Source organism: Geodermatophilus aquaeductus (genome assembly GCF_900182545.1).
Taxonomy (GTDB): domain Bacteria; phylum Actinomycetota; class Actinomycetes; order Mycobacteriales; family Geodermatophilaceae; genus Geodermatophilus; species Geodermatophilus aquaeductus.
This window is the reverse complement of sequence record NZ_FXTJ01000004.1, coordinates 302,743-324,353: the sequence shown is the minus strand read 5'-3', so window position 1 is coordinate 324,353 and position 21,611 is coordinate 302,743. Positions and strand designations below refer to the sequence as shown.

General features: G+C 74.0%; 18 protein-coding genes. 10 read left to right on the top strand and 8 right to left on the bottom strand.

The window, feature by feature from the left end:
* The first annotated feature begins 179 nt into the window (after window positions 1-179).
* Both FN207_RS12845 and FN207_RS12840 read left to right on the top strand, forming a co-directional pair.
* Window positions 180-1,070 (top strand): AAA family ATPase, encoded by an 891-nt coding sequence (locus tag FN207_RS12845; protein WP_246066021.1) that lies wholly within the window; start codon window positions 180-182, stop codon window positions 1,068-1,070.
* A 141-nt stretch (window positions 1,071-1,211) separates the two neighbouring features.
* The gene (locus FN207_RS12840) at window positions 1,212-2,057 is read left to right on the top strand and encodes a vWA domain-containing protein (RefSeq protein ID WP_246066020.1); all 846 of its coding nucleotides are present in this window, start codon (window positions 1,212-1,214) and stop codon (window positions 2,055-2,057) included.
* A 22-nt stretch (window positions 2,058-2,079) separates the two neighbouring features.
* Here FN207_RS12840 and FN207_RS12835 read toward each other — a convergent pair whose 3' ends face one another.
* Window positions 2,080-2,682 (bottom strand): acyl-CoA-like ligand-binding transcription factor, encoded by a 603-nt coding sequence (locus FN207_RS12835; protein ID WP_246066019.1) that lies wholly within the window; start codon window positions 2,680-2,682, stop codon window positions 2,080-2,082.
* A gap of 195 nt (window positions 2,683-2,877) precedes the next feature.
* Between FN207_RS12835 and FN207_RS12830 the strand changes: the two genes are divergently transcribed.
* On the top strand, window positions 2,878-4,320 hold the full coding sequence (locus tag FN207_RS12830; RefSeq protein WP_142458885.1) for an aldehyde dehydrogenase family protein: 1,443 nt from the start codon (window positions 2,878-2,880) through the stop codon (window positions 4,318-4,320).
* 75 nt (window positions 4,321-4,395) lie between these two features.
* Here the strand turns inward: FN207_RS12830 and FN207_RS12825 are convergent, their stop codons facing one another.
* Genes FN207_RS12825 through FN207_RS12810 form a run of 4 tightly spaced genes read right to left on the bottom strand, consistent with a single transcriptional unit; the run spans window position 4,396 to window position 9,307 of the window.
* Window positions 4,396-5,841, bottom strand: a complete 1,446-nt coding sequence (locus tag FN207_RS12825) for a gamma-aminobutyraldehyde dehydrogenase (RefSeq protein ID WP_142458884.1) — start codon at window positions 5,839-5,841, stop codon at window positions 4,396-4,398.
* Between the two features lie 40 nt (window positions 5,842-5,881).
* Window positions 5,882-6,247, bottom strand: a complete 366-nt coding sequence (locus FN207_RS12820; RefSeq protein WP_221888169.1) for a hypothetical protein — start codon at window positions 6,245-6,247, stop codon at window positions 5,882-5,884.
* Entirely contained in the window at window positions 6,234-7,811 is a 1,578-nt protein-coding gene (locus FN207_RS12815) for an FAD-binding oxidoreductase (RefSeq protein WP_142458883.1), read from the bottom strand. Before FN207_RS12815 ends, FN207_RS12820 begins: the two co-directional genes overlap by 14 nt.
* A 2-nt stretch (window positions 7,812-7,813) precedes the next feature.
* Window positions 7,814-9,307: a (Fe-S)-binding protein gene (locus tag FN207_RS12810; RefSeq protein WP_142458882.1), complete on the bottom strand. Its 1,494-nt coding sequence runs from the start codon at window positions 9,305-9,307 to the stop codon at window positions 7,814-7,816.
* A gap of 126 nt (window positions 9,308-9,433) precedes the next feature.
* Here FN207_RS12810 and FN207_RS12805 point away from each other — a divergent pair, with 126 nt between their 5' ends.
* The 4 genes from FN207_RS12805 (at window position 9,434) to FN207_RS12790 (ending at window position 13,719) form a co-directional block, all read left to right on the top strand.
* Window positions 9,434-10,216: a FadR/GntR family transcriptional regulator gene (locus FN207_RS12805; protein ID WP_221888168.1), complete on the top strand. Its 783-nt coding sequence runs from the start codon at window positions 9,434-9,436 to the stop codon at window positions 10,214-10,216.
* Window positions 10,213-10,968: a cache domain-containing protein gene (locus FN207_RS12800; protein ID WP_142458881.1), complete on the top strand. Its 756-nt coding sequence runs from the start codon at window positions 10,213-10,215 to the stop codon at window positions 10,966-10,968. The genes FN207_RS12805 and FN207_RS12800 overlap by 4 nt, the downstream gene beginning before the upstream one ends.
* Before the next feature lie 166 nt (window positions 10,969-11,134).
* Window positions 11,135-12,676 (top strand): APC family permease, encoded by a 1,542-nt coding sequence (locus FN207_RS12795; RefSeq protein ID WP_221888167.1) that lies wholly within the window; start codon window positions 11,135-11,137, stop codon window positions 12,674-12,676.
* Window positions 12,673-13,719 (top strand): LLM class flavin-dependent oxidoreductase, encoded by a 1,047-nt coding sequence (locus FN207_RS12790; protein WP_142458880.1) that lies wholly within the window; start codon window positions 12,673-12,675, stop codon window positions 13,717-13,719. Before FN207_RS12795 ends, FN207_RS12790 begins: the two co-directional genes overlap by 4 nt.
* 75 nt (window positions 13,720-13,794) lie before the next feature.
* Here the strand turns inward: FN207_RS12790 and FN207_RS12785 are convergent, their stop codons facing one another.
* The gene (locus FN207_RS12785) at window positions 13,795-15,303 is read right to left on the bottom strand and encodes a helix-turn-helix domain-containing protein (protein WP_142458879.1); all 1,509 of its coding nucleotides are present in this window, start codon (window positions 15,301-15,303) and stop codon (window positions 13,795-13,797) included.
* Window positions 15,304-15,441: 138 nt separating this feature from the next.
* Here FN207_RS12785 and gabT point away from each other — a divergent pair, with 138 nt between their 5' ends.
* Window positions 15,442-16,800 carry a 4-aminobutyrate--2-oxoglutarate transaminase gene (gene gabT / locus FN207_RS12780; RefSeq protein ID WP_142458878.1) on the top strand — a complete coding sequence of 453 codons (1,359 nt, stop codon included), beginning with the start codon at window positions 15,442-15,444 and terminating at the stop codon, window positions 16,798-16,800.
* Between the two features lie 23 nt (window positions 16,801-16,823).
* On the opposite strand, the gene FN207_RS12775 is transcribed toward gabT, so the two are convergent.
* Window positions 16,824-18,032: a saccharopine dehydrogenase family protein gene (locus tag FN207_RS12775; RefSeq protein WP_142458877.1), complete on the bottom strand. Its 1,209-nt coding sequence runs from the start codon at window positions 18,030-18,032 to the stop codon at window positions 16,824-16,826.
* A gap of 108 nt (window positions 18,033-18,140) precedes the next feature.
* Between FN207_RS12775 and FN207_RS12770 the strand changes: the two genes are divergently transcribed.
* Together FN207_RS12770 and FN207_RS12765 are read left to right on the top strand one after the other, a co-directional pair.
* A complete protein-coding gene (locus FN207_RS12770; protein WP_142458876.1) occupies window positions 18,141-19,649 on the top strand; it encodes an APC family permease in 1,509 nt (502 codons plus the stop codon).
* Window positions 19,646-20,071 carry a universal stress protein gene (locus FN207_RS12765; RefSeq protein WP_142458875.1) on the top strand — a complete coding sequence of 142 codons (426 nt, stop codon included), beginning with the start codon at window positions 19,646-19,648 and terminating at the stop codon, window positions 20,069-20,071. The genes FN207_RS12770 and FN207_RS12765 overlap by 4 nt, the downstream gene beginning before the upstream one ends.
* A gap of 59 nt (window positions 20,072-20,130) precedes the next feature.
* Here the strand turns inward: FN207_RS12765 and FN207_RS12760 are convergent, their stop codons facing one another.
* Complete coding sequence (locus FN207_RS12760; protein WP_142458874.1) at window positions 20,131-21,522, bottom strand: aspartate aminotransferase family protein; 1,392 nt, start codon at window positions 21,520-21,522, stop codon at window positions 20,131-20,133.
* Window positions 21,523-21,611 lie beyond the last annotated feature (89 nt).

Genomic DNA, 21,611 nt, shown 5'->3' with positions numbered 1-21,611 from the left:
ACATCACACCGCGAGACGGGAGGGGCCGGTCATGGGTCGTGTGGAGGGCAAGGTCGCGTTCGTCACGGGCGCCGCCCGCGGTCAGGGGCGCAGCCACACCGGCGTGACCCTGCCGGTCGACGCCGGCTCGACCCAGAAGTGAGGGGAGCACGCTGAGCGCGCCGGCCGCCATCGCGGACGTGCGGGCGCGGGTCGCCGCGCGGATCGTCGGCCGCGAGGACGAGCTGGACCTCGTCCTCGCGGCCGTCGCCGCCGGGCGCGACCTCGTGCTCGAGGGGCCGCCGGGCACCAGCAAGACGACGATCCTCAAGGCGATCACCGCGGAGTGGGGCATCCCGCTGCTGTTCGTCGAGGGCAACGCCGACCTGACCCCCGCGAAGATCGTCGGCCACCACAACCCGGCGCGCGTGCTGCGCGAGGACTACAGCGCCGACAACTTCGTGCCGGGTCCGCTGGTCGAGGCGATGGAACGGGGCGGCTTCCTCTACATCGAGGAGTTCAACCGGGCGCCCGAGGACACCCTCAACACCCTGCTGACGGCGATCGCCGACCGGACCATCGCCGTTCCCCGGGTCGGTACGGTCACCGCCGCGCCGACGTTCCGGGTGATCGCCTCGATGAACCCCTACGACAACGTCGGGACGACGCGGCTGTCGACCAGCGTCCACGACCGGCTGTGCCGCCTGGCGATCGGCTACCAGGACGAGCCGGCCGAGCGGGACATCGTCGCGCTGCGGGCCGGCGGGGCGGAGGGGGAGCTGCGGACGGCGCTGGTGGCCGACGGCGTCGCGGTGACCCGGGCGACGCGGGCACACCCCGACGTCCGGCAGGGCAGCAGCGTCCGCGGCGCGATCGACACGGTGCTGGTGGCTCTGCAACTGGCCGAGCTGCGCGGGATCGCCGGCCCGGGCGACGACCGCTACGCGCCGACCGTCCACGACGCGATGGTCGTGGCCCTGTCCGGGCGGATCCACCTCGACGAGGCGGCCGAGACCACGCCCGAGCGGGTGCTGCGCGAGATCTGGGAGGACCGCTTCGTCCTGACGCCGGCGGCAGCCGCGCCCGGTTGAAGAGCCGTCGAGGCCGACTCGCCGCTCCGCCGGCCGGGCCCGCCCCGCCCGTCGGCCCGGCCGCCGCTGCGGCGCAGGCCCAAGGAGCTGTCGGAGGAGCCGACCCTGTTCGACCGGACCCCGGCGGGCGGGGGTGGCAGCGTGCTCACCGCGCTGCCCGGCGGACGGCGGCGCGGGGGTCCGCCACCGGCCGGCGGCAGCGCCCCGGGGACCACCGACGAGCCCGCCGAGCTGGTGACCCTGCCCGCCGAGGGACCGGGCCCCGACCCGGCGGTGCGTGCCCGGGCGCGGCAGATCGCCACCCGGCTGTCGGTGCCCCGCCCGCGCCACGACACGCTGTCGCGGCGCGGCGCCGGCGACCTGGCCAGCGTCCCGTACCGCGGGGGCGGGGACGACATCGACCTCGACCGGACGATCGAGGTGCTGGCCGAGCGCCCGCTGCCCGAGGACGAGGACGTCGTCGTCCGCGAGCGGGTGCGCACCCGGCGGTCGGTCGTCCTGGCCGTCGACGTCTCGGGGTCGATGCGCGGCGAACGGATCCGCACGGCGGCGGCCACCGTGGCGGCCCTGGCCGGCGAGCTGTCCCGCGACGACCTGGCCGTGCTCGCCTTCTGGTCCGACGCCGCCTTCCTCCTGCGCCTCGGGCAGCCGGTCGCGCCGCTGGTGCTGCTCGACCAGCTGCTGGCGATCCCGGCGCGGGGTCTCACCAACGTCGCCTTCCCGCTGCAGCAGGCGGCGCGCGAGCTCGCGCGGGTGCCGGCCCGCGACGCCCGCGTGGTGCTGCTGTCCGACTGCGTGCACAACGCCGGACCCGACCCGCGGCCGTCGGCGGCCCGCCTGCCCCGGCTCGACGTCCTGCTCGACGTCTCCGGTGAGCAGGACGTGCACCTGGCCCGGGAGCTGGCGCAGGCCGGGCGCGGCCGGCTCGCGCGGATCCGCACCCACCGCGACGTCGCCCCGGCGCTGGGCCGGGCGTTCGCGGGCTGAGCCCGCGGGGACCGGGCGGGCCTCAGGGACCGGGCGGCAGCAGGAGGTCGAGGCAGCGGGTGAGCACCTCGAAGAGGTCGGCCTCCGGACGGGCCAGCCAGTGCTCGTGGGCGGTCAGGGTCGCGGCGAGCACGGCCTGCCCCACCGCGAGCGGGAAGAGCGCGTCGGGCGCCTGCCCGGAGTGGTCGGCGGCGAACCTCGCGGCGGCGGCGCGCCAGGCGGTGTACCGCGACATGGCGTGTGCCTGGACCGCGGGCACCGTGAGCAGCAGCTGGGCGCGCTGCCGGGCCCACTCGCGCTCCTCCTCCGGGAACCGCAGGGCGGCGACCACCGAACGGGCCAGGACGTCCTGGTAGCGCTCGGTGCGGCCGCCCCCGGCGAGGTGCTCCTCGAGCCGGCGCAGCTCGGCGTCGGACTCGACGAACAGGACGTCGGCCTTGGTCGGGAAGTACCGGAAGAACGTGCGGCGGCCGATGCCGGCCGCCAGCGCGATGTCGTCGACGCTGGTGGCGTCGAACCCGCGCTCGAGGAACAGCCGTTGGGCCACCGCCGCGAGCTGGTGGGGCGTGGTCGCCGCCGGCCGGCCGCCACGGTCCCCGCGCAGCCGCGCCGGTTCGGTCCCCACGCCGGCGATGGTGCCCCATCGGCTCCGCCCGGTCCGGCTCCGGCCCGGGTGCCGGTGCCGGCCACCGGTCCGGCCAGGCGGCGGGGGCGCCATCCCGGAGCCCGTCGGGCCGCGGCATGGACAGATCGGCCCTCGCCCCGGGGGTGCGGTGTCCAGCAGATTCGGGACCTGCCCGCACGTCCCGAGGAGGACCCCATGGCCCCGTCCCCTGCGCCCTACTGGGTCGCCGGCCGGCCCCGTACCGGCACCGACGTCGTCGCGGTGCGCTCGCCGTTCGACGGTGCCGAGGCCGGGCGGACGACGAACGCCACCGCCGACGACGTCGAGGCCGCGGTGTCGGCCGCCGCGGGGGCCCGGACCGTGTGCGCCGCGCTGCCCGCCCACGTGCGGGCGGCCGCCCTCGACCACGTCTCCCGGCGGCTCGCCGAGCGCAGCGAGGAGGTGGCCGCGCTGATCACCGCCGAGTCGGGCAAGCCGCTGAAGTGGTCGCGCCTGGAGGTGACCCGCGCCGTCTCGACGTTCCGCTGGGGCGCCGAGGAGGCCCGCCGCTGGTCGGGCAGCCTGCAGCGGCTGGACACCGACCCCGCCGCGACCGGGCGGATGGCGCTCGTGCGGCGCGTCCCCCGCGGCCCCGTCCTCGGCATCGCCCCGTTCAACTTCCCGCTCAACCTCGTGGCCCACAAGGTCGCGCCGGCGATTGCGGTCGGGGCGCCGATCGTGCTCAAGCCCGCGCCTGCCACGCCGCTGACCGCGCTGCTCCTGGGCGAGATCCTGGCCGAGACGGACCTGCCCGCCGGGGCGTGGTCGGTGCTCCCGGTGCCCAACGAGGTCGCCGCACGGCTGGTGCAGGACCCGCGGCTGCCGGTCGTCTCCTTCACCGGATCGGTGCCGGTCGGCTGGTCGATCCGCGAGTCGGTGCCGCGCAAGCACGTGACCCTCGAGCTCGGCGGCAACGCCGCGGCCGTCGTCGCGCCCGACCAGGACGAGGCGGCGCTGGACTGGGCGGCCTCCCGCATCGCCACCTTCGCGATGTACCAGGCCGGGCAGTCCTGCATCTCGGTGCAGCGGGTCTTCGCCCACCGCGACGTCGCCGCCGCGCTCACCGACCGGGTGGTCGAGGCGGTCGGCAAGCTGGTCACCGGCGACCCCACGGACGACGCCACCGACGTCGGCCCGCTGATCGACGAGCAGGCCGCCCGCCGGGTGGAGAGCTGGGTGGCCGACGCGGTGGCCGCGGGCGCGCGCGTCCTCACCGGCGGCACCCGGAACGGCGCCTCGTACGCGCCCACCGTGCTCACCGGCGTGCCGGCGGACGCGCGGGTCTCGTGCGAGGAGGTCTTCGGGCCGGTCGTCGTCCTCGACACGGTGGACTCCGTGGACGAGGCCTTCGCGCGGGTCAACGACAGCCGGTTCGGGCTGCAGGCCGGCGTCTTCACCCGCGACCTGCAGGTGGCCTTCCGCGCGGCCCGGGTGCTCGAGGTCGGGGGAGTGGTGGTCGGTGACGTCCCGAGCTTCCGCGCCGACCAGATGCCCTACGGCGGGGTGAAGGACTCCGGCACCGGCCGCGAGGGTGTGCACGCGGCCATGGAGGACCTCACCGAGGAGCGGGTCCTCGTCCTCACCGGCATCGACGTCTGACGCGGCCGGGATGCAGCGAGGCCCCGGTCCGATCGGACCGGGGCCTCGTCGCGTGCCGTCAGGACTCGATGCGCCTCAGGACTCGATGTTGGCCATGACGTGCTTGATGCGGGTGTAGTCCTCCAGGCCGTACAGCGAGAGGTCCTTGCCGTAGCCGGAGTGCTTGAACCCGCCGTGCGGCATCTCGGCGACGAGCGGGATGTGGGTGTTGATCCACACGCAGCCGAAGTCCAGCCGCTTGCTCATCCGCATCGCGCGGCCGAAGTCCCGCGTCCACACGCTGGAGGCCAGCCCCAGCTCCACGCCGTTGGCCCAGCGCACCGCCTCGTCCTCGTCGGTGAAGCGCTGGACGGTGATGACCGGGCCGAAGATCTCCCGCTGCACCATCTCGTCGTCCTGCCGGAGGCCGGCCACCACGGTCGGCTCGACGAAGAAGCCGCGGTCGCCCTGCCGGTGCCCGCCGACGGTGACCTCGGCGTGGTCGGGCGCCCGGTCGAGGAAGCCGGTGACGTGCGCCAGCTGGTTGACGTTGTTCACCGGCGGGACGAGGGCGTCCTCGTCCTCGGCGCCCTTCTCGTACGTGGTGGCGGTGTTGCGGGCCTGCTCCGTGAGCGCGGCGACGAAGTCGTCGTGGATGCCGGGGCCGGCCAGCACGCGGGAGGCCGCGGTGCAGTCCTGCCCGGCGTTGAAGTACCCGGCGACGGCGATCGCCTCGGCCGCGGCCTCGAGGTCGGCGTCGTCGAAGACGACCACCGGCGCCTTGCCGCCGAGCTCCAGGTGGACGCGCTTGACGTCCTTGGCCGCCGCCCCGGCGACCTCCATGCCGGCCCGCACCGACCCGGTGATCGCCACCAGCTGCGGGATCCGGTGCTCCACCAGGGCGCGGCCGGTGTCCCGGTCGCCGCAGACGACGTTGAGCACGCCCGGGGGCAGGATGTCCGCGGCCAGCTCGGCCAGCCGCAGCGTGCTCACCGGGGTGGTGTCGGAGGGCTTGAGGACGACGGTGTTGCCCGCGGCCAGGGCCGGGGCGATCTTCCAGACCGCCATCATCATCGGGTAGTTCCAGGGCGTGACCTGCCCGACGACGCCGATCGGCTCCCGCCGGACGAAGCTGGTGTGCCCCTTCATGTACTCCGTGGCGGCCCGGCCCTCGAGGGTCCGGGCGGCGCCGGCGAAGAACCGGATCTGGTCGACCATCGGGGGGATCTCCTCCGAGGCGGTCAGCCCGATCGGCTTGCCGGTGTTGCGGCTCTCCAGCGCCACCAGCTCCTCGGCGTGCTCCTCCACCGCGTCGGCCAGCCGCAGCAGCGCCTGCTGCCGCTCCGACGGCGTGGTGTCCCGCCACGTCTCGAACGCGTCGGCGGCCACCCGGTAGGCGCGGTCGACGTCCTCGGGACCCGACACGGGCGCGGAGGCGAACACCTCGCCGGTGGACGGGTCGACCAGGTCCATCCGGTGGCCGTCCGCGGTGTCGGCGTGCTCGCCGCCGACGACGTTGCGCAGCTCGAGCTTCTCGCTCACTGCCAGTCCCTCCCGTTCGACTCCACTGCTGATCCGGTGGTCATCGTGCACCGGGGCCGCTGATCGATCCAGTGTCGGCGGTCGACTGCTGCGGATCCCGCACGTCGGTCGCCTCGGCCTCGATCTCCGCGAGCAGCTCGGACCCGGTCACCACCTTCTCGGCGAAGTGCCGGTGCATCCACGCCAGGTGGTCGTGCCGGCTGCGCATGATCCGCAGCGTGTCCCAGTTGGGGAACACCTGCTGGAGGACGTGGGTCTGCATGAGGCGGGGGTCGACCTCGTAGACGTGCTCGAAGGTCGTCTGGGCCACCTCGCTGACGCGCTGCGCCGCCGGCGGGGTGTGCTGCTCAGCGAAGCGGTAGGGCGCGGTGGCCGCCGGGCCGGTGGGCTGGTCATCGGTTCTCATCGGTGGTGTCCCTCCCGTACGCCCGGTCCAGCAGGTACTTGCCCGGGTTCATGACGTTGTTCGGGTCCAGCGCCCGCTTGACCTCGAGCATCACGTCGAAGCCCTTGCCCAGTTCCTGCGGCAGCAGGTCGACCTCGCCCTCGCGGCAGGAGCCGTGGCAGGCGCTCATCGACCCGCCGTGCGCGAGCGCCACGGCGGCGATGTCCCGCTTGGCCTGCACCCACGCGGCCCAGGCGGCGTCGTCGAGGCGCTGCTCCCAGATGCCGACGTCGATCTCGGTGAGGTAGTCGACGCCGGTGGCGGCCGAGGTGTAGGCGAACATGCCCCAGTCGTCGAAGACGTCGGTCTTGCGGCGCAGGTCGGCCAGGATCTCGTGCCACGCCCGGCTGACCGCCGGGACGTTGGAGAAGTTGACCGCGGCGTCCTCGCAGTGCCAGGACATCGGGATCACCTGGCCGTCCTTGGTGCGGCCGTGCAGGGGAGTGGCGTACCGGTCGTGCCGCGCCGCCCAGTCGCCCTCGGAGATCTCGTCGCCCAGGTAGCGGGCGCCGTGCTCCCTGGCGATCCGGAACAGCCGCCGGCCGCCGGCCCGGACCTCGTCCTCGTAGCCGTACATGACGGCGCAGACCAGGGCCCGGACGTCGGTGGGCTGCGGGATGTAGGCCTCGTCGTCGCGGCGCAGGTAGGCGACCTTGTGCTCGTCGAAGAGGACGGCGCCGGCGAAGGTGGCCACCCCCGCGCGGGCGAGCGCGCCGGTGCAGGCGTGCGCGTCGTCGTAGTTGTCGAACGCCCAGAACGGCGAGAGCTCGGCCTCCGGCTTGGGGAACAACTTGAGCGTCGCCCTCGTCGCGATGCCGAGCGTGCCCTGGTGCCCCATGAACAGGTGCTTGAGCTGGTAGCCGCTGGAGCTCTTGCTGATCTTCTGCCCGATGCCGTCGCCGACGTGCAACACCTCGCCGGTGGGCAGCACATGGTCGAAGCTCAGCACCAGGTCGCGGGTGTGCCCGTAGCGGGAGCCGATGAGCGACCAGCCGCTGGTGCCGATCCGGCCGCCCACCAGCGAGCACGGGTAGGACGCCGGGTCGTCCGGGTAGAACAGCCCGTGCTGGGCGAGCCGCTCGTTGAGCTTGAGCATGCTGATGCCGGTCCCGACCGTGACGGTGCGGTTGACCAGGTCCAGCTCGTGGATCTGGTTCATCTTCTTGACGTCGACGACGATCCCGCGGCGGTGCGGGACGGCGCCGTCGGTGAGCCCGGTGCCGCCGTCGCGGGGGACGACGGGGATCCGCAGCTCGTTGGCCACCCGCACCACCGCGGCCACCTGCTCGGTGGAGGTGGGCATGACGACCACGTCGGGCACCCGCTCGGACCAGCGGTGCACCGGGAACGGCGCCGGCACGCGGGCGCGGTTGTAGCGGTCGGTCTTGGCCAGCAGGATCTGGTCGTCGGCCAGGACCGGCCGCAGCGCGGCCACCAGCTGGGCGAGCCGGTCGTCGCTGAGCGGCTCGGTGGTGAACGCGGCGGTGCCGATGGGGTCGGTCCCTGTCGGTTCGGTGATCGTCATGGTCAGTGCCCCCCGCACCCGCAGCCGCCGGAACCGTTCCCGCACCCGCCGCCGCCGCAGCCGCCGCCCCCGCAGCCGCCGCGCGAGCTCCCGTGCGCCCGCCGGGCCCGGCCCGGGACGCCGGTGCGCTCCTGCGCCAGTCGCCGGTCACCGACGTCGCCGCGGGAGCCGCCCACGGTGATGCCGAGCGACTGCGCGAACAGCTCGTGCAGGTCGACGACGTCGATGTCCTCCGCGTCGCCGGCCTCCGACAGCGGGCGCTCGGACCACGGGCAGGCGCTGACGAGGGTGTCGACGTCGAGCTCGGCGGCCCGCTCCAGCCGCATCGCGCTGATCTTCGCGGTGAGCTCCGGCTTCTCGATCGGCAGCCCGCCGCCCCCGCCGGAGCAGTAGGACCACTGGGTCACCCGGTCGACGTCCTCGAAGCGCAGGCCGGGGATGGCGCGCAGCAGCTCGCGCGGCTCCTGCCAGATCCCCTTGCGCTTGTTCAGCCGGCACGGGTCGTGGTAGGTGATCGCCCGGTCCACCGGCACCGACGGGGTCAGGCGTCCCTCACGCAGCAGCTGGGCGAGCACCTCGATGACGAGGACGACCTCGACGTCGAACTCCTCACCGAAGTACTTCGGGTAGTCCTCGGTGAAGCTGATGTAGTCGTGCGGGTCGAGCACGAGCACCCGCTTGGTCCCGGTGGCCCGCCAGTTGTCGAGGTTGTGGCGCGCGAAGCGCTGCGCCTGCTCGGCGTAGCCCATCTCCGCGGCCGGGCCGCCGCAGCACCACTGCTCGCCCATGAGGCCGAACTCGTAGCCGGCCATCTGCAGCATCTGCGCGACCGCGCGGGGCACCGACGTCCGGTAGAAGGCGGCCTCGCAGTCGACGAACAGCACCGTCTCGCCGCCGATGGGGATGTCGAGGCCCTCGGCCCAGTCCCGCACCCTCTCCTGGCTGACCGGCGTCTCGCCGAGCACGGGCTCGTGGGTGCGCAGGTCGGTGCGCTCGTTCCAGATCTGCCAGCTCGGCTGGTGCACGCCGCTCTCGACGGCCAGGGAGCGCACCGCCTTGACGACGTCGACCGTGCGCGTGCGGAACCGGTAGAAGTCGCCGGTGAACAGCGTGTTGGGACAGCGCAGCTCGCAGGCCCCGCACTGGGTGCAGTTGACGTAGTCGGCGGCGATGTCGGCGATGTCGAGCTCGCCGCGCTCCATCGCCACGACGTTGGCGTGGAAGGCCGTCGGCGTCCACGACTCGTTGCGCTCGACCTGGGTGACCGGGCAGACCTCGCGGCAGAACTTGTGGCCCGACGAGTAGCAGTTGTACGAGGTGTTGCGCCACTGCTCGACGAACGCCGCCGTCTTCGGGTCGCTGCGCGGCGGGGGGACCGGGCCGGCGAGCGTCTCCGGGTAGGCCGCGAGCTCCGGGGGGTTGGAGGGCGCCCCCGGGGTGAAGGGCTGGGAGAGCGCGTCCGCGTCGCGGGTGCGCTCCGGCTCGACCTGTGTCACTGGTGCTCCTCGTCACAGGGGGCTGGGGTGGAGGTCACGCTAACGAGGAAAACCTATGGAATCAACGGTTAAGTGGGGGCTTCCTCGGTGTAACACTCCTGGGCACCCCGATTCCAGGAGGCGAGCGTGCAACTGCTCAGCGGTGACGCCCGGCGCGCCGTCTTCGCCCCGCTCGACGACGGCGCCCTGCGCAGCGAGGCCGTCGTCCGCCGGGTGGGCAGCGCGATCGGGCTGGGTCTCCTGGGGGACGGCGAGCAGCTGCCGACCGAGGCCGACCTCGCCACCATGCTCAACGTCTCGACGGTGACCCTGCGCGAGGCGCTGGCCGAGCTGCGCAAGCTCGGGCTGGTGGAGACCCGCCGCGGTCGCGGCGGCGGCAGCTTCGTCCGGTCCCGGGACGACGTGCTCGCCGAGCTCGCCGACGCCCGCCTGGCGGAGCTCGGGACCACGGACCTGCGCGAGCTCGGCGACGTGCACAGCGCGATCGCCGCGGCCGCGGCCCGCCTCGCCGCGTCCCGGGCCTCGCGCACCGAGATCGCCCGTCTCCGCGACATCGTCGACCGGCTGGCCTCGGCGGAGACAGTGACCGGCCAGCGGCGCAGCGACGGGCGGTACTACATCGAGCTCGCCGCCTGCGCCCAGTCCGTGCGGCTGACGATGCAGGAGATGGACCTCCACCTGGAGCTCGGCCAGCTGCCGTGGCCGCCCGAGCACGCCCCCGGGCTGCTGGACGTCATCGTGGCCGGCCACCGCGCCGTCGTGGACGCGATCGAGGACCGTGACGCGGCACGGGCCCGGGCGCTGGCCGAGTCGCACGTGGAGACCCGGACGCTGTGGGCGATCGAGCTGCGGCTGCAGCGCCTCGGGGGAGCCGCCGGGACCGGCGACGACCAGCGGGCGGTCTCGTGAACCGCGGGCCCGAGGGCGAGGCGGTGCACGTCGGCGAGGCGGTGCACGTCGGCGAGGCGGCGCGCGTCGGCGCGGCGGTGTCCGCCGTCGTCGAGCAGGTGTTCGCCACCGTCGCGCGGGTGCACGACACGGCGCTGCGCGCCCTGGAGCGCGAGGGGCGGCGGGCCTCCCGCGCGGTGCTGCCGCCCGGGACGCAGGACCTCCTGCACGAGCCCGGGCAGCTGGCCGTCGGCTTGGGGCTGGTCGTGGCGCCGCGGCCGGAGGAGGGGCTGCCGCTGCGGCTGGAGTGGTGGCAGGTCGACCCCGGCGACGGCTCCCTGCGCACCCTGGAGCCGGACCTGCGGCCGACCAGCCTCGGCTACTACGACTACACCGCCGCCGAGTGGTTCGACGTCCCGCGGCGGACCGGGCGGCGGCACGTCGTCGGGCCCTACGTCGACGTCCACGGCACCGGCCGCTACCTGCTCACGTTGACCGAGCCGGTCCTGGCCGGGACGCGGTTCGTCGGGGTCGCGGGCGCGGACGTCCCGGTGCGCCGGTTCGAGACCCACCTGCTGCGCGTCCTCGGGCCGCTGCCGGCGCCGTTCGTGCTGCTCAACGACGAGGGGCGGGTGGTCCTCTCGACCGCGCCCCGCCTCCTCGTCGGCAGCCTGCTGCCGCCGGACGCCGGCCCGCCGGAGGAGGGGACGCCGGTCGCGGGCACCCCGTGGCGCCTGCTCCTCGTGCGCGACGGGCACCGCCTCGCCGGCTGACCGGCACCGGCGGGCGCGCAACGCGAACGCAACGAGAAGACAACACGGCCCGTCTTGTCCTGTGAACTCTGCCTCTATAGGTTTTCGCCGACCTCTGTGGCCCGGGGCACACCGACGTCCGTCCCGTGCCCTTTCACGCGGCCCCCCATCGAGCCGAGGAGACCCGGTGACACCACCCGGAGACCGCACCGCCGGCACCACCGACGACGCCCAGCTCGCCGCACTCGGCTACACCGGCCAGTTCGAGCGCAGCATGGGCCTGTGGGCCAACATGGCCCTGGGCTTCACGTACCTGTCGCCGCTGGTGGGCGTGTACTCGCTGTTCGCCTACAGCCTGTCCATCGGCGGCCCGCCGGCGATCTGGTGGATCGTCATCGTCGGCGTCGGCCAGTTCCTCGTCTCGCTGGTCTTCGGCGAGGTCGTCTCGCAGTACCCGCTGGCCGGCGGCATCTACCCGTGGACTCGGCGGCTGTGGAACCGGCGCTACGCCTGGATCGTCTCCTGGGTCTACATCTGGGCGATCATCGTCACCGTCACGTCGGTGGCCGAGTTCGGCGGTGGCTTCGTCGCCGCGCTCCTCGGCATCGAGGCGACCCCGGGCGTGGCCCTGGCGACCGCGGTGGGGCTGCTGGTCCTCGCGTTCCTCGTCAACTACAGCGGCACCCGGACGCTGGCCCGCATCGCCAAGATCGGCCTGGCCGCGGAGCTGGTCGGCGTCATCGCCCTCGGCCTGTTCCTGCTCCTGTTCCGCCGCGAGCAGCCGTTCTCCATCTTCTTCGACACCCTCGGCGCCGGCGGCGACGCCGCCTACGTCGGCACCTTCCTCGCCGCGGCCCTCTCGGGCCTGTTCCTCTTCTACGGCTTCGAGGCCTGCGGCGACGTCGCCGAGGAGGTCGCCGACCCGACCCGGCGGATCCCGCGGGCGATGATGCTGACCATCCTCGTCGGCGGCGTCTCCGGCCTGCTGTCCTACGCCGGCTACGTGCTGGCCGCCCCGGACGCGCAGCTGCAGGCGATCATGGCCGGGGAGGACACCGACCCGATCCCCACCATCCTCGAGAACGCGCTGGGCACCGTCGGGTCGAAGGTGTTCCTCGTCGTCACCGTCGTCGCCTTCATCTCGTGCGTGCTCTCGCTGCAGGCGGCGGGCAGCCGGCTGCTCTACGCCTTCGCCCGGGACCGCATGCTCCCGGCCAGCGGCTGGCTGGCGCACGTGTCCGAGCGGCACGCCGTCCCCACCAACGCGCTGCTCGTCGTCTGCGTCGTCCCGGCCCTGATCTGCCTGTTCGTGTTCTGGCAGCCCGACTCCCTCGCCCGGGTCACCGCGTTCGCGGTGCTCGGCATCTACATCGCCTTCCAGGCGGTCGTGCTGGCGGCGCTGCGGCAGCGGGTGCGGGGCTGGCGGCCCGCGGGCCTGTGGAACCTCGGCTCGGCCGGGCTGGTGGTCAACGTCCTCGCCCTGGCCTACGGCGTCTTCGCGATCGTCCTGCTGATCAAGCCGGCGCCGGGCACCGAGACCTTCCTCGACCGCTGGATCGTCGCCATCGGCCTGGCGATCGTCGCGGGCACCGGGCTGCTCTACCTGTTCCTGGCCCGGCCGGACCGGCACTCTGCCCACATCCCCGAGGGCGACGCCCGCGAGGTGGCCGCACAGCTCCAGCAGATCCGGCGGGACGCCGCTGTCCCGGTGAGTGAGGAGATCCGATGAAGTTCAGCTACGCGATGCTGCCCGACTACTCCCTGGAGGAGTCGCTGCGGGCCATCGAGCTCGCCGACGAGCTCGGCTTCCACGCCGTCTACGCCGCCGACGAGACCTGGCACAAGGACCTCTGGCTGCTCTTCGCCGCGGCCGCGGCGCGGACGTCGCGGGTGCGCATGGGGCCGAGCGTGTCGTCGGTGACCCTGCGCGAGCCCACGCTCATCGCGCAGGCCGCCGCCACGCTCGACGAGCTCACCGGCGGCCGGGCCGAGGTCGTGCTCTCCAGCGGCAACTTCGGCCTGCTCGCCGAGTACAAGATCGACTGGAGCAAGACCAAGCCGCTGTCCCGCGTCATCGAGGGGGTGCACGTCGTCCGGACGCTCCTCGACGAGGGCGCGATCACCTTCGACGGCGAGTTCTTCCGCTACGACGGGCTGTTCACCTTCGCGCGGCCGGTGCAGGAGCGGGTGCCGGTGAAGATGGGGGCGATGCGCGGTCCCCGCTCGTTCGAGGCCGCGGCCGAGCACTCCGACGGCTGCCACCACGCGCTGAGCTACACCCGGGAGGCCTACGAGTACGCGGCCGAGCACCTCCGGGTGGGCGCCGAGAAGGCCGGGAAGGACTGGACGACGCTGGACTTCGGGGCCTGGGTCGTCGTGGCCGTCGGCCGGGACTCCGCGGCCGCCAAGGACGCCGCGCGCAGCATGGTGGGCATCTACGCCTCCTCGATGCCGGCCGAGCAGCTCGAGCGCAACGGGGTCGACCCCGACCAGCTCAAGCCGATCATCGACGCCATCGGCGGCGGGGACCTGGCCAGGGGGATCGAGCTGACGACCCCGGAGATCGCGGAGAAGCTCTCCTTCGCGGGCACACCCGAGGAGGTCACGGCGAAGATCAAGGAGATCGAGCCGGCCGGGGTCAACCACCTCATCGCCGCCATCACCGACGCGTCGATGGTCAAGGCGTTCACCGGCCGCGAGCTCTCGGGCGTCGCCACGGTGGAGGAGCAGCTGCGGCTGCTGCACGACGAGGTGATGCCCGCCTTCTCCTGACGGCACCTCCCGTGCACTTCCGCGGACGTGCTCCGTGCACGTCCGCGGAAGTGCACCTGGGCCGTCAGAGGGCCGTCACCCGGGAGGCGGGTGCAGCGCCAGCCAGAGCTCGGCCCGGACGCCGGGGGAGTCGAGGTCGCGGCCGAGCAGCTCCTCGGCCCGCCGGATCCGCTTGCGCAGCGTGTGCCGGTGGACGCCCAGGCGGGCCGCGGCCGGCTCCCACTGCCCGTGGGCGGCCAGCCAGACGCGCAGCGACTCGACGAGGTCCCCGGGGCCGGCCCGGTCGGCGGCGACGAGCGGGGCGAGCGCGGCCTCGGCGAAGGCGGCGGTGGCCGCCGGGTCGAGCAGGCCCGACAGGCCCCGGCCCGCGAGGTCGGGGAAGGCGGTGACCGGCCGTCCGGCGGCCCGGCCGGAACCGGCCGCCTGCCGCGCCTGCCGGACACCGTCGGCGAGCCGGTCCCACGGCACCGGCGACGCGGTCCCGAGCACGGCGCCGGGCACCCGCTCGGGGAGCACGTCCAGCCGCCGGGCCAGCGGACCGCCGGCGGTGACCAGGACGACGAGGGCGTCGTCGAGCTCGGCCGACAGCACCGGCTCGGAGGCGGAGGCGGCCGCGTCGGCGACCACGTCGACGGCGGCGGCCCGCTGCTCCGCGCTGCCGAGCACGGCCAGTGCCAGCACCGGCTCGGCCGGCAACCGCTCACCCAGCGCCTCCACCACCGGTCCGGCCGCGGCGGTCTGCCCGGCGAGCAGCAGCCGCAGGATCGCCGCCCGCAGCGCCGCGGTGCCGCTGGTCAACGCCCGGGACTGCTCGAGCCGCAGCGTGAGCAGCAGCGCGGCCGCGTTGACCACGTGCCGGTCGCCCGCCGGGAAGGGCCCCGGCCGCCCGACGGCGAGGAAGCCGCGGACCCGCGAGCCGGTGCCCAGCGACTGCAGCAGCACCGTCTCGCCGGGCCGGGTGAGCGAGGCCGCGGCCGGCGGGCGGGTCGTCCGCAGCCGGTCGACCGCCGCCGTCAGGTCACCGGCGCGGTCCCGCGCGGACGCCGGCGCGACCTCCAGCGCCGTCCCCGCGGCGTCGGCCAGCAGCGCCCAGCCGTCGAGGTGCCGGGCCAGGCGGTCGACGACGGTCCCCGGGGCGCCGGGCGCGACCGCGGCACGGGTCAGCTCCCGCTGCACCGTCGACGTCCGGGTGACCGCCGCGTACTCCTCGGCCGCCAGCGCGCTGGAGACCGTCCGCGACAGGGCGATGAACGGCGTCCGCCGCGGCACCTCGAGGACCGCCAGGCCGTGCTCGTCGGCGGCGGCCACCAGCTCCGGGGGGACCTCCGCGTGGCTCAGGCCGGTGCCCAGGCCGAGGCCGACCACGCCGGCCTCGGCCAGCCGGCGGACGTACCCGGCGGTCCCCCCGGGCGCCAGGGCCAGGCCGGTGGTGAGCAGCAGCTCGCCGCCCTCGAGGAACGGCGTGGGGTCGGCCAGCTCGCTGACGTGCACCCAGGAGACGGCACGGTCCACCGGCGCGCTGCGGGTGTGCAGCGTGAGCCCGAGCGACGTGGTGCCCAGCAGGGTCGCCACGGTGACCGGCACGGCTGACCTCTCGACGAAGTGGACACCCCGACGTCACGGTGGTGCCGATCCGGACGGTACCGGCGGAGACGCACGTCACGGACCCTGGGCGGGAGGACCTCCTCCGTCGGGGGAGGCCGGCCCTGCGAGGAGACAGTGATGACCGATCTGCTGCCCGGCCCCGTCGCCGTCGCCCAGGAGCGGCGCCTGGTCACCGAGGTGCCCGGTCCCCGCTCCCGCGAGCTGGCCGCCCGCCGGGCCGCCGCGGTCACCTCCGCCGTCGGCAGCGTCCTGCCGGTCTACGTCGAGCGCGCCGCGGGCTCCGTGGTGGTCGACGTCGACGGCAACTCGTTCATCGACCTGGGCTCGGGCATCGCGGTGACCAGCGTCGGCCACGCCGCGCCCGAGGTCGTGGCCGCCGTCTCGGCGCAGGCCGCCGCCTTCACCCACACCTGCTTCATGGTCGGGCCCTACGAGGGCTACGTCGCCGTCGCCGAGGAGCTCGACCGGCTCACCCCGGGGAACCACGAGAAGCGCTCGGCGCTGTTCACCTCCGGTGCCGAGGCCGTGGAGAACGCCGTCAAGGTGGCCCGGGTGGCCACCGGCCGCTCGGCCGTCGTCGTGTTCGACCACGCCTACCACGGCCGCACCAACCTCACGATGGCGCTGACGGCGAAGAACATGCCCTACAAGAACGGCTTCGGGCCCTTCGCCGGCGAGGTGTACCGGGTGCCGATGTCCTATCCGTTCCGCGACGAGCCGGGGATGACCGGCGAGCAGGCCGCCGCGCGGGCGCTCGCGCTCGTCGAGTCCCAGATCGGCGCGGACAACGTCGCCGCGGTCCTCATCGAGCCGATCCAGGGCGAGGGCGGCTTCGTCGTCCCGGCGCCGGGCTTCCTCCCGGCCCTGGCCGACTGGTGCCGCCGCTCGGGTGCGGTGTTCGTCGCCGACGAGGTGCAGACCGGCTTCTGCCGCACCGGCGCCTGGTTCGCCTCGGAGCACGAGGGCGTCGTCCCCGACCTGGTCGCCACCGCCAAGGGCATCGCCGGGGGGATGCCGCTGGCCGGGCTCACCGGCCGCGCCGAGCTGATGGACGCCGTCCACACCGGCGGCCTGGGCGGCACCTACGGCGGCAACCCGGTGGCCTGCGCGGCCGCGATCGCCAGCATCCGCACCATGCGGGAGATGGACCTCGCCGGCGCGGCCCGCGGCATCGAGGCGACCATGCTGCCGCGGCTGCGCGCGCTGCAGGAGCGCTCCGGTGTCGTCGGCGACGTCCGCGGCCGCGGCGCGATGCTCGCCGTCGAGCTGGTCCGGCCGGGCACGAACGAGCCGGACGCCGCGCTGACCAACGCCATCTCGAAGGCCTGTCACGCCGAGGGGGTCATCACCCTCACCGCCGGCACGTTCGGCAACGTCCTGCGCTTCCTGCCCCCGCTGGTCATCGGGCAGGACCTGCTCACCGAGGCCCTCGACGTCCTCGACGCCGCCTTCGACGCCCACGCGCCGGCCCGGTGAGCGGCGGCTGAGGAGGTCCTCCCTCAGCCCCCCTCGCGCATCCCCCACGGCGTGCCGTAGTCGGTCAGCAGGTCGAGGAACGGAACGGCGTCGAAGGCCTCGGGGCCGAGCACCCCGCTGCCCTGCCACCGTCCGGTGGCCAGGAGCTCCAGGGCCACCACCGGGTTGACCGCGGTCTGCCAGACCACCGCCTGGGACCCGTACTCGGCCATCGACCAGGCGTTGTCCACCACGTGGTACAGGTAGACCTGCCGCGGCCGGCCGTCGGTGCCCGTGCCGCTCACCCACAGGCCCGCGCAGGTCCTCCCGGTCATCAGCTCACCGAGCGAGGCGGGGTCGGGGAGGGCCGCGGCGACCAGGTCCCGCGGCGCGACCTCGATCTCGCCGACCCGGACGGGTGCGGTGGAGTCCAGCCCCGTCTCGTGCAGCACCCGGAGCACCTCGATGACGTGCGAGCCGAGGCCGTACTTGAAGGTGACCCGGCGGGCGTCGATCCAGCGCGGCATGAGGAGCACCTCCTCGTGCTCCACGTTGACGCACTCCACCGGGCCGATGCCCTCGGGGAAGTCGAAGACCTCGGGGTCGCTGAACGGCTCCGTCGTGTACCAGCCCCGGTCCCGCTCCCACACGACCGGCGGGTTCAGGCACTCCTCGATCGTGGTCCAGATGTTGAACGACGGCGCGAACGCGTGGCCCCGCACGGTCAGGTCGGCCCCGTCCCGGACGCCGAGCTCGTCGATCGAGGAGAACAGGTGGTCGGCGGCGTAGCGGGCGAACACGTCGGACAGGCCCGGCTCCACGCCCATGCCGACCAGGGCCAGCCGCCCCGCCGCCTCCCACGCGGCGGCCAGCGCGAACTGCTCGTCACCGAGCTTGACCCCGGTCTGCTCGTACGGGCGTTCCGGATGCGGGCGCGACAGCGACATCGCCATGTCCAGGTAGTCGACGCCGGCCGCGAGGGACGCCCGGAACAGCGGCATGACGAAGCGCGGGTCGGTCGCGTTGAGCAGCACGTCGCAGCCGTGCTCGCCGAGCAGGGCCCGGACGCCGGCCTCGTCGGAGGCGTCGACCTGCGCGGCGAGGAACCGGGGGTCGCCCGCCGCGGCGACCGCCTTCTCGGCGCGGGCGGGGTCGAAGTCGGCGACGACGAGTCGCTCGACGAAGTCGCGGCGCGCCGCGATGGCCGTCACGGCACTGCCGACACCGCCGGCGCCCACCAGCAGGATGCGCATGTCCACCTCCACGGGAGGCGGCCACCCTAGCGACGACTTCCGTGGTCAGGGCAGGTCTGCGAACACAGAACCCTTGTCCAACGGCCGATCTACTGCCATAACCGTCGCATGACGCCCGACCCACCCGACGCCGCGGTCCGTCCCGGGGACGAGGCCACCCTGCGTCCGGGGGCGATCGGGTTCCTCGACGCCCTCGTGATCGGCCTGGCCTCCACCTCGCCGGCCTACTCGCTCGCCGCGATCCTCGGCGCACTGGTGGCGCTCACCGGGGTCAACGCGCCCGGCGTGCTGCTCGCCTCGTTCGTGCCGATGCTGCTCATCGCCTCGGCGTTCGCCGCGCTCAACCGGGTCGACCCCGACTGCGGGACGACGTTCTCGTGGGTCACCCGGGCGATGGGGCCGTGGGCCGGCTGGATCGGCGGCTGGGCGATCACGATGACCGGCGTCCTCATCATCGGGTCGCTGGCCAACGTCGGCGTCGTCTTCACGCTGCGGACGCTCAACCTGGACTCGCTGGCCGAGAACACCGTGCTCGTGCTCGTGCTGACCGTCGGGCTGATCCTGCTGATGACCTGGATCTGCGTGCTCGGCACGGAACTGTCGGCCCACCTGCAGAACGGGCTGATCATCGCCCAGACCGTCGCCCTGTTGGTCTTCGCCGCGGTGGCGATCGTCCGAGGGGTCACCGGGGACAGCCCGCTCGGCGGCCTGGACCCGAGCTGGAGCTGGCTCAACCCGTTCGGCGCCGGCGGGGCGGCGCTCTCCGGCGGGCTGCTGCTCGGCGTGTTCGCGTACTGGGGCTGGGAGTCGGCGGTCAACCTCACCGAGGAGACCCGCGACTCCACGAAGACGCCGGGCCGCGCCGCGATCGTCTCGACCATCGTCCTGCTGGTCACCTACGTCGGGGTGGCGGTCGCCGTCCTGGCCTTCGCCGGCACCGACTACCTCGCCGACAACGCCGACGAGGAGGAGGCGATCTTCGCGCTGCTGTCGACCGAGGTGATGGGCGGCTGGGACTGGGTGGTCCTGCTGGCGGTCGCGACGGCGGCCATCGCGTCGACCCAGACCACGATCCTCCCCGCGTCGCGGACGGGCCTGTCGATGGCCCGGCGGCACGCGCTGCCCCGCCGGTTCGGGCACGTCTCCCCGCGCCACCGCACCCCCGACGTCTCCACCTGGTGGGTCGGCGTCATCGCCAGCATCTGGTTCGTCCTGGTGAGCCTGGTCAGCGAGAACGCGCTGTTCGACTCGATCACCGCGCTGTCGCTGCTCATCGCCTTCTACTACGCGCTGACCGGCATCGCCTGCGCCGTCTACCACCGGCGGCGGCTGACCCACAGCGTGTCGGCGTTCCTGCTCATCGGGGTCGGGCCGCTGGTGGGGGCGGGGCTGCTCATCTGGCTGCTGGCGCTCTCGATCCGCGACCTCGCCGACCCCGAGAACTCCTACACCGGCCAGGCGTGGCTGGGGGTCGGCCCGCCGCTGGTGATCGGCGTCGGGATCTTCGCGCTCGGGCTGGTGCTGATGTTCGTGTGGCGCGCCCGGGACAGCAGGTACTGGCAGGAACGGCCGGGGGTCGCCGGCGACCGCATCGACGTCGACGAGGACCTGCGATGAGCATCGTGCTGGGCTACGACGAGTCGCCGGGGTCGCGCCCGGCGCTGGCCATGGCGATCTCGCTGGCCGCGCGGTTCGACGAGCCGCTCGTCCTCGTGTACGGCGTCGAGCCGCCCGGGGGGCTGGGGGAGGAGTTCCAGGCCCACCAGCGGGCGCTCACCGAGATGGGCCGCACGGCGGTGTCGCACGCGGTCGCCGCGGCCGAGGCGGCGGGCGTCGCGACGGTGGTCGAGGTGCTGTCGCAGAAGCCGGCCCAAGCGCTCATCGAGGCCGCGCACCGGCACGACGGCCGGGTGATCGTCGTCGGCACCCGCGGGGAGAGCCCGCTGCGGGGCGCCGTCCTCGGCTCGGTGTCGCACAAGCTGCTGCACCTGTCCGACCGCCCGGTGCTCTGCGTGCCGGCCGGGGAGGACGAGGCATAGGAAGCTCTCCCCCCGTCCTGGGGTCCGGGACGTGGGGATCGCCTGCTATGCCTGCGGGGTCACAGCCGGGCCCAGGCCTCCGTCAGCACGCTGCGGAGGATCTGCTCCATCTCGTCGAACTCCGCCTGGCCGCAGATCAGCGGGGGAGCGAGCTGGATGACCGGGTCCCCGCGGTCGTCGGCCCGGCAGTAGAGGCCGGCCTCGAAGAGCGCGCCGGAGAGGAACCCGCGCAGCAGCCGCTCGGACTCGGCGGCGTCGAAGGTCTCCCGGGTGGCCCGGTCCTTGACCAGCTCGATGCCGTAGAAGTACCCGTCGCCGCGCACGTCACCGACGATCGGCAGGTCCAGCAGCCGCTCCAGGGTGGCGCGGAAGGCGCCCTCGTTCTCGAGCACCCGCCGGTTCAGGCCCTCCTCGTCGATGACGTCGAGGTTGGCCAGGGCCACCGCACAGCTGACCGGGTGCCCGCCGAACGTGTAGCCGTGCGCGAAGGACGCCGTCCCGCGGAGGAAGGGCTCGACGACGCGCGCGGAGGCGATCATCGCGCCGATGGGGGAGTAGCCCGAGGTCATCCCCTTCGCGCAGGTGATCATGTCGGGGACGTACCCGAACTTCTCGCAGGCGAAGGTCGTGCCGAGCCGGCCGAAGGCGCAGATCACCTCGTCGCTGACCAGCAGCACGTCGTGCCGGTCGCAGATCTCGCGGACCCGCGCGAAGTAGCCCGGCGGTGGCGGGAAGCAGCCGCCGGCGTTCTGCACCGGCTCGAGGAACACCGCGGCGACGGTGTCCGGGCCCTCGAAGAGGATCGCCTGCTCGATCTGGTCGGCGGCCCACCGGCCGAACGCCTCGGGGTCGTCGCCGAACAGCGGCGCCCGGTAGAGGTTGGTGTTGGGCACGCGGATGCTGCCCGGGACCAGCGGCTCGAAGGCCTCCTTGAGCGCGGGGATGCCGGTGATGGACAGGGCCCCGTGCGTCGTCCCGTGGTAGGCGACCGCCCGGCTGATCACCTTGGTCTTCTGCGGCCTGCCGGTCAGCTTGAAGTACTGCTTGGCCACCTTCCACGCCGTCTCGACCGCCTCGCTGCCGCCGGTCGTGAAGAACACCCGGTCGAGGTCGCCGGGGGCGGCGGCCGCCAGCCGCTGGGACAGCTCGATCGCGGCCGGGTGGGCGTAGGACCACAGGGGGAAGAACGCGAGCTCCTCGGCCTGCCGCGCGGCGGCCTCGGCCAGCGCGCGGCGCCCGTGCCCGGCCTGGACGACGAACAGGCCGGCCAGCCCGTCGAGGTAGCGGCGGCCGCGGTCGTCGTAGATGGACGCGCCCTCGCCGCGGACGATGACCGGCGGCGGGGTGTCGCGGTAGGCGCCCATGCGGGAGAAGTGCAGCCAGAGGTTGGCGGTGGCGTCCGCGCCGACGGGCCGGCCGGTCGCTGTGACGTCCTGCTCGGTTGTGGTCATCGCTTCGGATCCCGTCGTCAGCAGAGTGTCTGGCGACCCGAATCGTAGTTGCGGGTCACCCCGACGGGCCAGGCCGACAACGCCGGCGC

What these genes read in the sequence shown, in the direction of transcription:
- FN207_RS12775 (WP_142458877.1), bottom strand. Translation starts at nt 18,032, where the DNA reads ATGCGCATCCTGCTGGTGGGCGCCGGCGGTGTCGGCAGTGCCGTGACG.
- gabT (WP_142458878.1), top strand. Translation starts at nt 15,442, where the DNA reads ATGACCGATCTGCTGCCCGGCCCCGTCGCCGTCGCCCAGGAGCGGCGC.
- FN207_RS12770 (WP_142458876.1), top strand. Translation starts at nt 18,141, where the DNA reads ATGACGCCCGACCCACCCGACGCCGCGGTCCGTCCCGGGGACGAGGCC.
- FN207_RS12790 (WP_142458880.1), top strand. Translation starts at nt 12,673, where the DNA reads ATGAAGTTCAGCTACGCGATGCTGCCCGACTACTCCCTGGAGGAGTCG.
- FN207_RS12760 (WP_142458874.1), bottom strand. Translation starts at nt 21,522, where the DNA reads ATGACCACAACCGAGCAGGACGTCACAGCGACCGGCCGGCCCGTCGGC.
- FN207_RS12830 (WP_142458885.1), top strand. Translation starts at nt 2,878, where the DNA reads ATGGCCCCGTCCCCTGCGCCCTACTGGGTCGCCGGCCGGCCCCGTACC.
- FN207_RS12820 (WP_221888169.1), bottom strand. Translation starts at nt 6,247, where the DNA reads ATGAGAACCGATGACCAGCCCACCGGCCCGGCGGCCACCGCGCCCTAC.
- FN207_RS12815 (WP_142458883.1), bottom strand. Translation starts at nt 7,811, where the DNA reads ATGACGATCACCGAACCGACAGGGACCGACCCCATCGGCACCGCCGCG.
- FN207_RS12765 (WP_142458875.1), top strand. Translation starts at nt 19,646, where the DNA reads ATGAGCATCGTGCTGGGCTACGACGAGTCGCCGGGGTCGCGCCCGGCG.